At 63.9% G+C, this 15,170-nt stretch carries 9 protein-coding genes; 1 reads left to right on the forward strand and 8 read right to left on the reverse strand.

The genetic code is table 11. From position 1 onward, the window contains the following. Nucleotides 1-10: 10 nt before the first annotated feature. The 8 genes from VGH98_12615 to VGH98_12650 form a co-directional block, all read right to left on the reverse strand. Complete coding sequence (locus tag VGH98_12615) at nucleotides 11-2,488, reverse strand: alpha-L-rhamnosidase C-terminal domain-containing protein (protein ID HEY2376812.1); 2,478 nt, start codon at nucleotides 2,486-2,488, stop codon at nucleotides 11-13. Further along, nucleotides 2,475-4,826, reverse strand: coding sequence for a DPP IV N-terminal domain-containing protein (locus VGH98_12620; GenBank protein ID HEY2376813.1), 2,352 nt, complete (start codon nucleotides 4,824-4,826; stop codon nucleotides 2,475-2,477). The genes VGH98_12615 and VGH98_12620 overlap by 14 nt, the downstream gene beginning before the upstream one ends. A 101-nt stretch (nucleotides 4,827-4,927) precedes the next feature. Continuing rightward, entirely contained in the window at nucleotides 4,928-5,914 is a 987-nt protein-coding gene (locus VGH98_12625; protein HEY2376814.1) for a transketolase C-terminal domain-containing protein, read from the reverse strand. Beyond that, nucleotides 5,915-6,775: a transketolase gene (locus VGH98_12630; protein HEY2376815.1), complete on the reverse strand. Its 861-nt coding sequence runs from the start codon at nucleotides 6,773-6,775 to the stop codon at nucleotides 5,915-5,917. Nucleotides 6,776-8,295: 1,520 nt separating this feature from the next. After that, nucleotides 8,296-9,594 (reverse strand): MFS transporter, encoded by a 1,299-nt coding sequence (locus tag VGH98_12635; GenBank protein ID HEY2376816.1) that lies wholly within the window; start codon nucleotides 9,592-9,594, stop codon nucleotides 8,296-8,298. An 84-nt stretch (nucleotides 9,595-9,678) separates the two neighbouring features. Beyond that, a complete protein-coding gene (locus VGH98_12640) occupies nucleotides 9,679-10,914 on the reverse strand; it encodes a YARHG domain-containing protein (protein ID HEY2376817.1) in 1,236 nt (411 codons plus the stop codon). A 46-nt stretch (nucleotides 10,915-10,960) separates the two neighbouring features. Further along, nucleotides 10,961-11,665, reverse strand: coding sequence for an N-acetylmuramoyl-L-alanine amidase (locus VGH98_12645; protein HEY2376818.1), 705 nt, complete (start codon nucleotides 11,663-11,665; stop codon nucleotides 10,961-10,963). 120 nt (nucleotides 11,666-11,785) lie between these two features. Beyond that, the gene (locus VGH98_12650) at nucleotides 11,786-12,808 is read right to left on the reverse strand and encodes a hypothetical protein (GenBank protein HEY2376819.1); all 1,023 of its coding nucleotides are present in this window, start codon (nucleotides 12,806-12,808) and stop codon (nucleotides 11,786-11,788) included. 192 nt (nucleotides 12,809-13,000) lie between these two features. Between VGH98_12650 and VGH98_12655 the strand changes: the two genes are divergently transcribed. After that, entirely contained in the window at nucleotides 13,001-14,908 is a 1,908-nt protein-coding gene (locus VGH98_12655) for an FAD/NAD(P)-binding protein (GenBank protein ID HEY2376820.1), read from the forward strand. Nucleotides 14,909-15,170 lie beyond the last annotated feature (262 nt).

The following is a 15,170-nucleotide window of genomic DNA, read 5'->3' on the forward strand; positions in this document are numbered from 1 at the left end:
GATTATTCGATTAAGAGTCGATTAACGAGTGCGCCGGCTTCGGCAGCGTGAGCTCCTGCCGGCCCGCATGCAGCGGCACGCTGTGGCCAGGCCAGACGAACTCGCCGCGCAGTCCGGGCGGCAGCGTCACGACCGCGCGCACTCGGCCGCCCTCGATCCGCGTGAGGCGCACCTCGATGTCCCCTGCAGGATGAGGAATGCGCCCTTCTGCCCACTGCAGCGGCCCCAGCGAAGGCTCGATCCGCACCGTGCGAAAGCCCGCGCTCCCCGGCCGCACACCGAGGACCGTCGCGAGGAGCTCGTAGTTCGGATGCGCAGCCCAGGCGTGCGAGTCCGAGCGCGTGGGCTCCGGATTCTCCGGCGTCGAGGTGAGCCCGAGTTGTAACATGGCCTGCCAGGGCGCGAGCTGGCCGATCAAGCGGTCGCCGAGCCCTGCCTGCCGAAGCGCCTCGAAGAGATAGAACTTGAAGTAGTACGTCGCCTGCGTGAGCGTGGTATCGACGAGTACCTTCTCCATTGTAGAATGCTCACGCTCCCGCGTCATGGCACCGGCGAGTACCGCGAGGATGTTCGTCTGCTGGCTGTAGTCGGTGCGGCCCGGGGCATCGCGAAAGAGACCGCGAGACGCGTCCCAGGCACGCGCGCGTGTCGCGGCGACGGCCATATCGGCGCGCGTACGGTAGACGCTCGCCACTGCCGCCACGCCCAGATCTTGCTCGAGCTGCGCCGCACATCGCAACGCATAGGCGTAGAGGAGCGTGATCGTCGCCGAATGGCCGTCATAGGCACCCGGCGGCGCACCATCTCGCCATTCGCGCGCCCAGTCTACGTAGTTCCAGTACGGCATCGGACCGAGCATTCCAGTGCTGTCGATATGCGCGCCGTACCAGTCGAGGATACCGCGAATGCCGGCGAGGCGCTGCCTAACGAACTGAGGATCGTCGCGCAGCATGTGGTAATCGTTCACCAGCGCGACGTCGATCAGCGAGAAGGGCGGGATGATCTGCGGCAGCGCCGACGGATAGCGGCTCATCGTGAGTCCATCCGCGTTCCGCGACTCATCGAACGCTTCGATCGCCTGCCTGACGAGTCTGTCATCGCCGCTCATGTAGAGCGAGATCAGCGACTGCACCCGCGTGTCGCCAACGTACTGCAGCTGCTCGTAGTACGGCGTGTCCATATATGTCTCGAACGCACCGATGCGCGCGCCGTTCCAATCCATACGCCACACATCGCTCAGCCACGTCTGATCGCTGGCAAACTGGGCGCGCTCCCGGAGCGGGTAGCCGGTGAAGATCCCGTGGAAGTCGTGAATGGTGAGCGGCGCGTCCGTGGTCTCGACGTCGAGCTGGACGTAGCGGAACGAGCGCCAATAGAGGGGTTGAAAAACGCGCCGGTCACCGCCGTCAGGACGAAACACGTCGTGCACGCCCAGAATCGTTCGTCCTTCGACATCGTTGCGATTGCCTTTGGCGCCGTGCGCGTCGACAAGCGCCTCGGCGTACGTAACGGTCACCGTGGCGCCGCCGCCGCCACTGGTCTCGAGCACCGGATACGCGTTGGTCGTGTGCGACTGGTCGAGGAGGAGTGAAGCACGCGTGTGCGCCGGGACGACCACATCCGCGGTCCCGCGGAGAACCCCCGCATCGGCCGTTACACCAGTCGCGCGCCGGATCGTCGTTAGGCGTTGGAGCGTTTCCTCCATCGGCGGGATCGAGCGGGCCTCGAGCTGCCAACCGAATGTCTCGCCGGTGGTCGGGCCGATCGCTCCGCGCAGATGCGTCCGCCCGACAATCGCCGACGCCGCGGGAACGTCAAACGCCGCGAGCGGCGCCGCAGCGACGTGCGCCGGCAACGGAGCGACCGTGAGCCAGCGCGAATCGTCGAAATCGGGCTCTTCCCAGTGCCACGGATAGCGGTTGCCGTCAATCGATTCCCCCGGGCCGGCCGCGTAATAGCCATGCACGGTTGCGTTCGTGATCACGATCGGCGTGTAGGCAGAATCGACGAGCAGCGTCCAACCCGGACCGGTGTTGATGAGAGTCGCCTCGCGCTCGCCGTCACCTTGAACGAGAAACCCTGTCCGATAACTGTGCTGCGCGATTGGACGCGTCGCGCCCCAATTCCAGACGACCGCTGCGAGCACATTCCGGCCGGCGCGCAAGCGGGGCCCGACGTCTACCGTCTCGAAGCGCCAGTGCGCGACGTCGGAGCGCTGCGGCCCTGACGAGACGAGTGCGCCATTCAGATAAAGACGGTAGCGATTGTCAGCTGAGACATGGATGACGAAGCGTGTCGGAATCGAGGACATCGCGAAAGTCCGACGCGCGTGAAACACGGCAAACGAATCGCCTCGCACGTTCGGCGGTGCGATCCAGCTGGCAACGGGCGCGCCGTTGAAGAGGACGGGCGCTGATTGAGCGCGCGCCGCGCCGCCAGCAACGCCTGTGAGCAGCGCGACGACGGCACGTGCCTTACATACCGCCATTCGACGCCGCCGCGACGCGACTCACGTTGCGATCCGGCGGCTCGATGCCCAACAAGTGATGAACGAAGAAGTCGTTGCGCTTCTTGTCACCATACGGCCCACCGTTCGTGTGCCCTGCCCCCGGGATCACCAGCAGGTCGAACATCTTGTTGGCCTTGATGAGTGCGTTCACAACCTGAAAGGTGGACGAGGGATCCACGTTCATGTCCATCTCACCCACGACGAGCAGCAAGCTCCCCTGCAGTCGATAGGCATTGTCGACGTTGGATGACGCCGCGTAGTGCGGCCCGAGCTCGCCCATCCACTGCTCGTTCCACCAGATCTTGTCCATGCGGTTGTCGTGACAGCCTGCCGCCGATACCGCGACCTTGTAAAACTCGGGATGAAACAACAACGCTCCCATCGAGTTCTGACCACCAGCCGACGTGCCGTAAATGCCAACGCGCGTGATGTCGTAAAACGCGTGCCTCGCGGCGAACGCTCTATGCCACAGAATGCGATCGGGAAATCCCGCGTCGCCAAGATTCTTCCACGCAACGTCGTGAAACGCCTTCGAGCGATTCGACGTTCCCATGCCGTCGATCTGCACGACGATGAAGCCGAGCTCCGCCAGCGATTGCATGCCGAGCTGCGTGCTGAACGTTTTCGGCACGAACGAGCCTTGCGGACCCGCGTAGATGTTCTCGACGACTGGATACTTCTTCGTCGAGTCGAAATTGGTCGGGCGAATCACGACGCCCCAGATATCCGTCGTTCCGTCGCGTCCCTTGGCGACGAATACTTCCGGCGGCTTCCAGCCCGTCGCGAGCAGTGCGCTCGCATCGGCGCGCTCGAGATCGCTCAGCACCTTGCCATCTGTCGCCCGCCGCAGCTGGAGGACTGGTGGCAGATCGACGCGCGACGAGAGATCCGCGAAGTAGCGATGGTCCGACGAATAGGCGATGCTGTGGTTCGCGTCGCCGTCGGTGAGAGTCGTTAGGCCCGTGCCGTCGAAATTGATGCGATAGGCGTGCACGAAGTACGGGTCCTTACCCGGATACATCCCGCTCGCCGTGAACCAGATCTGGCGCGCCGTGGTATCCACCCAGTCGACGCCGCGCACGACCCACGGCCCCTTCGTGATCTGATTCTTCACCTTCCCCGTCTTGCCGTCGTACAGATAAAGGTGGTTCCACCCATCGCGCTCCGACATCCAGATGATCTCTCGGCCATCGGCGATGTCGTACCGATATTTCTTCGCCGAATACTCGAAGAACGTTGGCGTGTGCTCGTCGATGATCGCACGCGTCGCGCCAGTCGCCGCATCGATCTCGATGACGCGATAGACCTGATGACCGCGCTGATTGTACTCGAAGGTCACCGACCGGCTGTCGCCGCGCCACTCGAGCGCCGTCACGTTGTACGCGTTGGGGAACAGGGTCCGATCGACGACGATCTCGCGGCGAGCCTCCAGGTCGAAGATTGCCGGCGTGCCGACGTCGAGCACGTCGCCGGGCTTGTTGTACAGGAGGCTCGCCTGCTTCGGCTGCAGTTGATCCTCCGGCGACGACTGGATGTAGTGGACCTCGCGCCGATATCCCGGCTTCACTCGATAGGCGGCAATGCGCTTCGAGTCTGGCGACCACGCGATCGACTGCGCGTCAAAGGCGTCGCCCTCGGTCCCATCGACGCCGAGCATGACACCATTCTCGCGCGAGCCGTTAGGCCGTACAAAGACGTTATAGTTCCGGACGATTGCCTCCCACTTTCCGTCCGGCGATACTTTCGGCCGCTCGGGCGGAAGCCGTCGTTCGCCGAACAACCCACCGCCCTCGCCCCGCTGGCCGCCGCGAAACACGGGCTCCTCCCTCGGCACGGCGCGACACGCGTATGTCGTTAGGCTGCAGCGCCAGTGCGTACTGTCGGCGACGGTCTCGCCGGCGCGGGAACCGGCGACGAACTCGATCGCTCGCGCGCTGTCGGCGAAGGTGAATCGACTGAACGGCAGCGTGACGCCCGTTATCGCACGCGCTGGCGCGGCCGGTCGCGGCGTCATGCTGTCGCGCGCCGCACTGAAGCCCGTCGCCAGACGGTCGTGATCGAAGGCCGGTCGCTTCTGGAGCGTCGCGGCATCCACGAGCATGAATGCGTAGCCTCCGCTCACCGACTTGCGGTACACCAGTTGGTCCGTCATCGGAACCCAGGTCGGCGCGTCGGCGGCGTCGATCACCTTTCCCTCGACGCGTGCTCGAAATCCATCGGATCTGGCGTAGTCGGCGGGAGTGCCCTGCGCGTAGACGGCCGCGTGCGCTGTGCCAATCGCAACCGTCAAAACGCGGGTGAGTCTGACCCATGGCATGTGCGTAACCTCGACGAAAGGTCGAACGGCGTTACGCGATTATACAGCCTTAGGGAGCGACTGACGAGCCGGTCGAACGCGAGCAGCGCCCTGGCGCAACGTCAACGCCGCGAGACACTCCGGACGGCTCGGGCGATGGCATCCCGTCCCATGCCATAGTGCTCGATCAGCTCCTCCGGCGTTCCCGACTGACCGAACCGGTCATGCACGCCGACGAACTCGATCGGCACGGGATAATGTCCTGCGAGACATTCGGCTACGGCCGATCCCATGCCGCCGTAGATCTGGTGCTCTTCGATCGTCACGAGCTTGCCCGTTTTCCGTGCGAGAGTAACAACTGCGTCCACGTCGAGAGGTTTTATCGTCGAGAGATTGAGCACTTCCACATCGATCTTCTCATTCGCGAGGTCTCGAGCCGCCTGGAGCGCCTTGTGGAGGAGCGACCCGGTCGCGATGAGACCGACCTGCGGCGCGTCGGATCTCCAGATGGTGCGCGCCCTGCCGATCTCGAACGGTGTGTCGTCAGTCGTCATCACTGGCGTCTTGTCGCGCGCGAGACGCAGATAGACCGGTGTGCCGGTCGACACGGCCGCCACCGTCGCCTTCCGCGCCTCGATCGCATCGCACGGACAAATGACGATCATGCGCGGAAGCACCCGTGTGATCGCGATGTCTTCGATCGCCTGGTGCGTTCCGCCATCCGGACCGACGGACACTCCCGCATGCGAGCCGGCGATCTTCACCGGTCGGTTGTTGTAGCAGATTGTCGTCCGAACCTGCTCCCAATTCCGACCGGGGCTGAACATCGCGTAGGACGTGATGAAGGGGATCTTCCCCATTGCTGCCATGCCGCTCGCAACGGACGCCATGTTCTGCTCGGCCACACCAAGCTCGACGAAGCGATCGGGAAATTGCTTTTTGAAGGCGAGCGCTTGAGCGCTTTCCGTGAGATCGCCGCAGAGCACGACCACGCGCGGCTCACGCTCGCCCGCGCACACCAAGCCATCGCCGAATCCCTTGCGAATGGCCACCTGTTCGACGTCGGTGTCGAACAGCTTCTCGTTCAGATGCAGGTCTGGGTTGAGCATTTACTGATGCTCGCTGCGTATGCGGCCGCCGAGCGTGCGCAGCTCGGCGAGAGCCATTTTCGCCTCGTCGGCGTTAGGCGGCTTCCCATGCCAGTGAAAGTCGCGCTCGAACTCCTGCACGCCCTTGCCGGGGGTCGTGTGCGCGATGATCATCGTCGGCTTTTCGTAGATGCTCTTCGCTTCGTCGAAGGCCGACGCGATCTCGTCCATGTTGTGGCCGTCGATCTCCAACACGTGCCAGTTCCATGAGCGCCACTTGTCGCGCAGTGGCTCGAGCGGCATGACGTCCTCGGTGAAGCCGTCGATCTGAATGTTGTTGCGGTCGATGAGGGCGACGAGGTTGAACAGCTTGTGCTTGCCGGCAAGCATTGCCGCTTCCCACGTCTGCCCTTCCTCGAGCTCGCCATCCGACATCAGACAGACAATTCGTCGCGCACTCGACTGGCCGCCTAACGAATCTGCGATCGCCATGCCCACTGCCTGCGAGAGGCCTTCGCCGAGCGGGCCGGAGCTGGTCTCGAGGTACGGCAGAAATTCGCGATGCGGATGGCCCTGCAGGCGCGAGCCGAACTTACGCAGCGTCTTTAGCTCTTCCTTCGGGAAGTAGCCCGCATGGGCCATCGTCGTGTAGAGGACGGGACAGATGTGCCCATTCGACAGCACAAGTCGATCGCGATCCTCCCACGCGGGATTTATTGGATCGTGTCGGAGCGTGTGGAAGTACAGGACCGTGAAGACGTCCGCCATTCCGAGAGGCCCCGCGGTATGGCCGGAGCCGGCCGCGACGAGCATCTCGATAATCGACTTGCGGATCTCGTTCGCGGTCGTTTCGAGCTCGAGTTTCTTTTTCTCCGTAAGCATGCGCGCCGCCGAACCGCAGTCGCCGAAACGGCATCGCAATCCTCAGACCGGTGCGAGCGGTCGCAACGAATTCCGTGCGCTCTGCGTAGACGAGCGCGACCAATAGCTGGCACGACAGGAGTTTTAGAGTTCGGAGGTGCCAAGTTGCGACACGGCATGATGGGGGCGCGCGATGCACGTTTCTGCCAAGCGTTCATGGCGGGGCTCCGGAGCTCACCGTGGGGGCCGACCGCGCAGACGTGGCGGTGCGCGCGTGGAGTGTGCAACTTCTTAGTCTCGCCGTGGTGCGTGAAACGCAAGGCGTGGGTTCCAACCTGCAGCCCGAGCGCGCAAAGAGAAAGAACGTGCCTGCCCGCGCGCAGTGCGTGGGCGCGGAGATGCACTGCGTGGGAGGGCACGTGCGGCGCGTGGGGGTCCCACGCACGGCGTGTGGGCTCGTGCGCGCTGTGGATGTGGGGCTCGGCGACAGCGCGTGTGTCCCGGTGCGTCGTCTGTGTGCGTCGCCTGGCCGCACCGTGGTCGGCTTTAGTCATCGCGTGCGCGAGAGAGGGTTGATCGTCTGTCGCCACACGCGGGACGTGGCGATCGGGATGCGACTGGGTGTCGCTCCTAACGACAGGCGTGTGGCTTCTCCTGCAGCAGGTGCGTGAGCGGGCGCGAGGCGTGGTCGTGTGAGCGGGACGAGGTGACGCTGGGCTGGCTCTGCGTGCTGACTATAGAAGTCCGGCGTGGGGCAGCGCGCGCCTCGCGTGCGTGCTCGCGTCACCGGCGTGGCTGGCGAGCGAACAGCGCGTGGCGCCCGCTGCGCGGCCCGTGCACTTCTACGCGTGAGCGAAAGAACTCACCCTCGCGAGACCAAACTGCCAAACGCCAGAGCGGATGTCGCGCCCGCGATCGACTTACTCGGCGAAGAGAGTGGCGATGTGACGCGTCGATAGAAACATCAACTCGTCGCCGCGAGCGAAATCCCGCTCGGGTCGAGCGAAATGCCAATCCGCTCACCGAAAATACCACGAGCAACCGAATAAGTCCTGGTCGGAGATGAAGAAGTGCCGAATCCCTTATGACCACTCTCGCGCGGTGTGCTCAATGTCGCGAGCAGATCGCGAGAAGTTCGGATCAAGCGGCGAGAAGCCAGCGTTAGGTAGGATGGAAGAATAGTCCTGGACGAAAAATCTGCAGTGCGCCAAGGAGCAGTCGGGAGTGCGGGCGCAGCAATGTCCGATCGCCCCGAACTACCCCGTCCGACGGAAGAGTGATGGCGCGCGCGGGAAGACCATCCGCGTTTGCTGATTCGTGAAATTCTGCACCTGCGTACGAATTCGCGCTTCGACGTGGTCCGAGTATGTGGCGGCACCTTCGATCTATCCTCAGGCGTGCGCGAACTTGTCCTCACGCATGAGCGAGTGCCTGCGCGGCCGCGATATCAGTCGCGATATGGCGACGATCACGAGCGATCGGGTAGCGAAGCCTCAGGCACGCGTGTCGCGGCAAGAGAGCGGGTCAGCCATCCCGCGCAATCAGTCGTCACCCTCGACGGCAGTCGGCAATGCTACCGCGGTTGCTGACGGCGATATCCTGACATGTGCTTCACCGAAGCCGGGTGCGAGCTTCGCAAACAATGCGAACGCGCCGCCGAGGAAGATCGCCAGCAGCACAAACAGTGAACGCTTCGAGCCGGTCATGTCGAACACAACGCCGACGGTCGACGGCCCGACGATCCCTGCCGCGCTCTGCACGAGGAGGAAGGCGCCGGCGAGCGATCCCGCGCGCGCCACGGTACCCAGCTCCAGCGCCATCGGCGTGAGGTTGGCCACCGGGAACGACCAGGAGAGCCCGAAGAGGAAGAGCACGACGACGGCGAGCGTGAGCGTGGGCACGACGTGCAGGATCGCGCACGCGACCGCCATTCCCGCGATGCCGACGAGGGACATGCGACGTCTGCCGTAGCGCGCGCCGAGCCAACCGGCGGGGATCGAGCCGACGAGCGTCGACACCGCAACGGCGATGAAGCCAAGCGATACGTTGGCGACGCTCGTCTGAAAGCGCTCCGAGCCGTGCAACGTGAACCAGCTCGAGAAGGACTGAAACGCCATCTGAAAGAGCAAGCACGCGGCAAAGAATTGCGGTGCGCGTCCGCCGCCGGCCGTGAACGCGTCGCGCAGCGAGCGAAACGGCGCGACGACCGCTCGTGCAGCCTGTGGTCGCGCTTCCGCTTCATGCGATGGTTCGCGAAGAAACATGCTGCTCACGAGCCACACGATCGCCACGAGAACCCCGGCGAGCGCGAATGGCAGCTCCATGCTCCGCTCGGCCAGGTTCCGCGCCGAACCAAGCATCAGCATCGCGCCGATGCACATCGCGACGCCGAGAATGCCTTCCGTCTTCGATCGATGAATCGACGGCACGAGCTCCGCGAGTAAGGCCGAAAACGGGGCACGCCACACGGCGAGTGCGACGTCGAGAACGACCATCGCGAGAAGGAGCGCAGCCAAGCCGAATTGCTCCGCGAATGGAATCGCCGCCAGCGCAACGGCGGTGATTGGAAGCGCCGCGAGCACGAACGGAACGCGACGACCGAGTCGAGTGTGCGTCCCGTCCGAGAGCGCACCGATGAGCGGAACGAGGAACAGCGCGAGCACGTTGTCGATGCCCATCGCCGCGCCGATCGCCGTGCTACTCGTCAGGTGCCGCTGGAGGAGCGGCGGGACGTACGAGTCGTAGAGGGGCGACACGGCGCCGATGACGAGGCTTCCACCGGCGAGAAGTAGCGAGGAGACCCACGGCATGCGTGGCGTCTGAGCTGTCCGGACAGGCATCGCCTATCGTACCATGGGCATCTGCTCGCCGGAAGAACTTTTTTGAATCACCGAGTCCCGGCACGCGGGACCTGTTTGGCCTTATCAGCCCTCGGTGAACTTTCCGTGCTCGTATTGACTGATGAGCGTCGCGTTGGCCCGCTCGGTCTCGTTGAGCTGACTCTCGCGGAACGTATCGTTAGGCCTGTACCACGAGAAACTCGCGAAGTAGCGCTGCAGCTTCGGATCCTGAAAGCGCCGGCCGTGTCGGGCGTAGACCTCATTCCGCAGCCGGCGTGCGTCTTCGGGCAGAAGGCCGCGCACGTCCGAAACGTTCAGCAATCGCGTACCGAGTGACTGATGCAGTTCCTCCTCGCGCTTTGTGATCAGCGCGATGTTTGCGCGCTCAGTCGCCGAGAGCTCGGCGTCCGAGTAATCGCTTCGCGGCGCATACCATGGCTCCTGCTTGAAATACTGCGCGAGCCAGGCCGTCTGGAATGGTCGTCCGTGCCGCGCGTACACCTCGTTCCGCAACAGACGCAGATCCGCGACCGAGACGTTCGTTAGCATCGGCTCCGTGAGCGGTGTGGACCGGAACAGGTTCATCATTCCGGGCGATAGCGCGCGTTTGTTCTGCCGCGTCACCGCCAGCACAATCGTGTCGAGGTTCTGCCGCTCGATGGCCGAGAGCTGCTTGGCCCGGAAGTCTCGATTCGGATGATAGCAATAGCGGTCCTCGAAGTACTTCTGTAGGTCGTCTCCCTGGAGGGTGCGGCTGTCGTCGTCATCGCCCTCGAAGACGTAGCCGTGATTCGCAAGGACTTCCGCTTCGAGCACCTCCCAATCCTGCGGCGAATGATCGCCGAGCATGGTCGTCGTGATCACGCGGTCCTGGTAGAAGCGTATGTCTCCCGGCTCGATCTGCGTGTGCTTCGTTGCTTCCGCTTCGCGCACGATCTCGAGGTTCTCGCGCTCGCCAGCCGTTAGGCGCGCGTTGGTGAAGGTCGTATCCGCATGATACCACGAGCGCGTCGCCAACCAGGCCTCTAGCGTCGAGTCCTGAAAGACCCGTCCGTGCCGACCGAAGATGATTCCACGAATGCGCTGTGCCAAGACGAGCGGAAGCGACGCGAGCCCCGCCGGTGTGACACATGCGCCGAGTAGTCGAACTGCTCCCAGCCGTCGATCGACGTCGGTTGCGGCGCAGGCGTCATAATCGGTTGCGGAGTTACCTCCGGTTGCAGCGCAGGCGTCATCGCCGGTCGCGGCGCTGCTGCCGTCGTGGCGCCCGCTTGCGCCGATCGTGTCGTGTCGGTACCGGCCTTCCCGTCTTGGCTGCACCCGGCGACGATCGCGACGAACGCGATCAGGCCCGTTAGGCGCCGAATCATTGAACCCTCGGTGAATTTGCCGCCGGCACGTATCGCGCGATGCCGTTCGCGAGCGCCTGCGCCATGAGCGATTGACCTACCGCTTGCTTGATGAACGCTGCATCGTGCGCATTGCTCAACGTGACCATCTCGACGAGCACGACGGGAACGTCCGAGAACACCGAACCGGTCAGGGCTCCCTGCCTCCCGCCGATCAGCGTCCTGGAATCACCGCGCACGCCGCCGTCCTTGAGCCTGCCCGCCAGCACGCGTGCCATCGACACGTGCACCGACTCCGCCGCCGCCGCGCTCGCGCGGATCACGTCGGCACTCGGCCCAGTATGACCTTTCACGGTTGCCTGACGATCGGGATGATAAATCGCATAACCACTGTCTGGACTGTCATCGCAATGCAAACGAATGACGAGCGCCGCCTTGGCGGAGTTACCGACCTTCGCCCGCTCGACGTTGGTCACCATCGTCCGCTCGGCGGGCTTGGTCATGACGACGTTGTATCCCTGTGCCCTGAGCAGTGTCGCGAGGCGCTGCGCCACGAGCCAGGCAATGTGGACTTCGCTCGTCCCGTTCTGCATCGTCGCGCCGCTACTTACCTCGGACGGATGGCCCGGGTCAATGACGATGGTGGGACGAGCATCACCGCCAGCGAGAGTCGCGGCGGCGAGAGCGAGCGCGGTGATCGCGCGAATCGAGGCAGGAAGCATCTGCCGTACAACTTGCGCAATGAATCACAAACGCAAAAGTGGCGAGCGCTGAATTTCTCACCCCTCGCCACCCAACGCCTCATTCGAACTCACTCACTTCTGCTTGGACGATCCTCTTTCTTAGGGCCAGGCGAGACTGATCCAGAAGAAGTCTGCCACGACGACTCTGTCCAGCAATGCGTTCAGATCGGCGACCTCCTGCTGGCTCAGCGGCGTGCCGTCGGGCTTCAGGTACTGCGTCGCGTCATCGATTGTCCGCGGAAAGAGAACTCGCGCGTACAGACCGCCATCAAACTTGATCTCGGTCCCCGCGCCGGCGCTCTCGTCGGTGAACGTGTGCCCCTCGTATGAGAGCTCGAGCTTCCCGGTCTGCGACGCGGTTGCCTCGTCGTAGGTGAGCTGCTCGTATGCGCTCGTGTTCGGTGGGGAGGAAGCGAGCGTCGTGTTGTAGACGAGATGATGCAGTCCGATCCCGCCGCTCTCGAAGCCATCGAGATTGATCATGTCCTCGGTGAAGCCGTCAGTGGCGGATCCCTGGATTCCAAACGTGCTCACTCCGTTTGCTGCCGCGTGCGCGACGACGAAGTCTGCGATCGGCAGAAAGGGCGAGTCGCGAATGATGACGAGCTCCGTCGAGCCGATGGTGGCCTCGACGGGTGCGATGTCGACGTAGCCCAGGCGCGTGAGCGGCAGCGCCGGCCGGCCGTTCGGTCCATCCCATATGTAGAGCACGAAGCGGACTCCCGTTGCGGGAGCACCGGTCGCGGTCGCGTCGACCACGTACGAGCCGGCCGATAGATCGTAGACGAACGTCTTTCCCTTGCCAGCATCGGGGTTGTGCATCGCAGTGATCCGCGCGACCCCTGCGAGACTTCGCGTTAGGCGGAGATCGAATGCGCCTCGTTGTGGCGCTAGGGACACCGCTGTCGCTCCGCCCGATCGGAAGAACGACTCGTAGAAGGACAACGCTGCCTCGAAAGACGCGATGATCGGCTGGTCGATCACCGCGGCGATCGGATCGATCCTGGCGAGCGCGTGGCGCGCGTCGAAGGATGTAGTCGTCGATTGCGGAGCAGTACCGGCATCGTGGCAGCCAATGGCGATTGCGACGAGGGCAAAGGCGAGAGAGCGAGATGTGCGCATTGAGAGCGTTCCAGAAGGTTCGGTGATCGGCTTCTGCATCAGAGACAATCGATTACCGAACGCAGAATGCTGCCGAGAGAGGCCACGTCCCGAGCACACGGCACTCGAGATCGCGAAAAGAGCAATTGGCGGTCGCGAATTGCGCGAAGGCCTCGAATTCCTCACGTTGCTCCAATGAGGAAGAAGGCTTCGATGACAGACACTCCCGACGACGCGTCGAGCGGCGCCCAGGCCGACCGGCTCGGAATGAACGAGCCGATCTCGCGGCGTGACTTTCTCAATGGCACGCTGGTAGCGGGCGCAGGCCTGCTGCTGCACGGGCAAGCACCGCTCATAACCTCGCCACTCCCGTCCGATGACTGGACGGGCTACGGTGGCGTCGGCGACTACGCGCAGTCGAACGGCAACACTTACGACGTGATGACAACCGCGCACGCGATGCGCGACGGGCAGTTCGAGAATGCGCTCGCGCGCGCCATCGACACCGGCGAGACGTACGACCTCGTGTCGGTGGGCGGCGGGATGAGTGGACTCGCTGCGGCGGTGTTCTTCCAGAAGGAGAAGGGCGGCCGCTGTCTCGTGCTCGACAATCACCCCATCTTCGGCGGCGAGGCGAAGCGCAACGAGTTCATCGTCGACGGGCAGACCGTCGTCGCACACCAGGGGTCGGCGATCTTTCTCGTGCCGCAGAAGGGCGGCTACACCGATCGGTTCTACGAGTCGATCGGGATGGACCGGCGCGCGTTCGAGTACCAGAGCTGGCGCGGTCCGTCGCCGGAGTGGAAGGTGAGTCAGAGCCCGTACGAGGAGCCGAAAAACTATGGCTTCTACTTCGGGCCGCACTTCGCCCAGCGGCCCGGCGTCTGGATGATCGATCCGTGGGGACGCCGGCTCGAGGGCGCACCGTTAGGCGAGAACGAGAAGGCCGAGCTCCTGCGATGGCGCACCGCAGGCGGCAACAGTCCACGGCCAGAGAGCGAGGGCGGCGCTATTTCGCGGCAGCTCGATACGATCACGCTCGAAGATCACCTCATGGCGACGCACCAGATCAGCCGCGACACGGTGCGCAACTTTCTCTCGCCCGTGGAAGGCGGCGGCTATGGCCTCGGCCCCGATGTGCTGTCCGCCTATTGCAATTACGCCATCGAGACGCAGTTTCCCGGTGACGGGGACAACGCGTTAGGCGACCAGATGTTCCCCGACGGCAACAGCGGCTTCGCCCGGCTCATGGTGAAAACGCTCATCCCGGACGCCATCGGCGGGCCGCGCTCCGTCGAGGCCGTCTGGGCCAACCGCGTGAACTTCGCGGCCCTCGATCGCGCTGGACAAGCGACGCGCATTCGACTGAACGCCACGGTCATTCGCGTCGAGCACGAGGGTGATCCGGCGACTGCGCCGCACGCTCTCGTCACGTATGTGAAGGGTGGCCGCCTCTTCACCGTCAGGGCGCGCTCCGTCGTGATGGCCGGCGGGAGCTGGACCACGAAGCACGTCGTCCGAGACCTGCCCACGACGCATCGCGAGGCGTATGCCCAGTTCTATCGATCGCCGTGTCTGATGGCGAACATCGCCGTGCGGAATTGGCGCTTCCTCTACAACATGGGAATGTCCGGCTGCCGATGGTTCGAGGGCCTCGGCAACTATCTCTCGGTGCGCCGGATGGCGACGATCGGGCCGTACGACCAGAGCTTCGGCCCCGACTCGCCGACGGTGCTGACGATCAAAGTGCTTTTCGCGAAGCCAGGTCTGCCGGTCGCGGAGCAAGGGAGTCGCGGACGCACCGAACTACTAGCCACATCCTTCACGCAGTACGAGCGTGCCCTTCGCGAGCAGCTGGCCGACATGTTCGCGCAGGGCGGTTTCGATCCCCGCCGCGACGTCGCAGGGATCATCCTCAACCGCTGGGGACATGCCTATGTGAATCCGCAGCCTGGTTTCTTCTTTGGAACTGATGGAAATCCCGCGCCCCGCGACGTACTGCGGAATCAATTGCACGGTCGGATAGCGTTTGCGAATACTGATCTCGCGGGCGCAGCAGATCACCGCAACTCGATCCGCGAAGCAGATCGGGCGGTGAAGCAACTCCGCGTCATGGGCTGACGCATTCGAGGTTCTCCCCGTGGCGGGTGACGCCACGGAGCACTGGCGCAGTTTTCGCTCTCGCACGCGCTTTGATGCGGTACTCACTGCTCGCAAACCAGGATCTGGAACTTGCATGCAGTTCTCGCCCTTACATGAAGCACTTGGCGAACCCGTCGACTGGGTGCCCACGCTTGCGCGACGTCTCGGCGACGTCTCGCCAGGACCGCGGCCATGCCTGGCCAGGCACATTGGGCCGACCATCGGTCCCGGGAGTGTGCCA

The organism is Gemmatimonadaceae bacterium (assembly GCA_036496605.1).
In the GTDB taxonomy this organism is placed as follows: Bacteria; Gemmatimonadota; Gemmatimonadetes; order Gemmatimonadales; family Gemmatimonadaceae; genus AG2.

Bases quoted from the DNA above. Each gene is read 5' to 3' on its own strand.
- VGH98_12655 (HEY2376820.1), top strand. From the start codon at position 13,001: ATGACAGACACTCCCGACGACGCGTCGAGCGGCGCCCAGGCCGACCGG.
- VGH98_12645 (HEY2376818.1), bottom strand. From the start codon at position 11,665: ATGCTTCCTGCCTCGATTCGCGCGATCACCGCGCTCGCTCTCGCCGCC.
- VGH98_12620 (HEY2376813.1), bottom strand. From the start codon at position 4,826: ATGCCATGGGTCAGACTCACCCGCGTTTTGACGGTTGCGATTGGCACA.
- VGH98_12635 (HEY2376816.1), bottom strand. From the start codon at position 9,594: ATGCCTGTCCGGACAGCTCAGACGCCACGCATGCCGTGGGTCTCCTCG.
- VGH98_12615 (HEY2376812.1), bottom strand. From the start codon at position 2,488: ATGGCGGTATGTAAGGCACGTGCCGTCGTCGCGCTGCTCACAGGCGTT.
- VGH98_12630 (HEY2376815.1), bottom strand. From the start codon at position 6,775: ATGCTTACGGAGAAAAAGAAACTCGAGCTCGAAACGACCGCGAACGAG.
- VGH98_12650 (HEY2376819.1), bottom strand. From the start codon at position 12,808: ATGCGCACATCTCGCTCTCTCGCCTTTGCCCTCGTCGCAATCGCCATT.
- VGH98_12625 (HEY2376814.1), bottom strand. From the start codon at position 5,914: ATGCTCAACCCAGACCTGCATCTGAACGAGAAGCTGTTCGACACCGAC.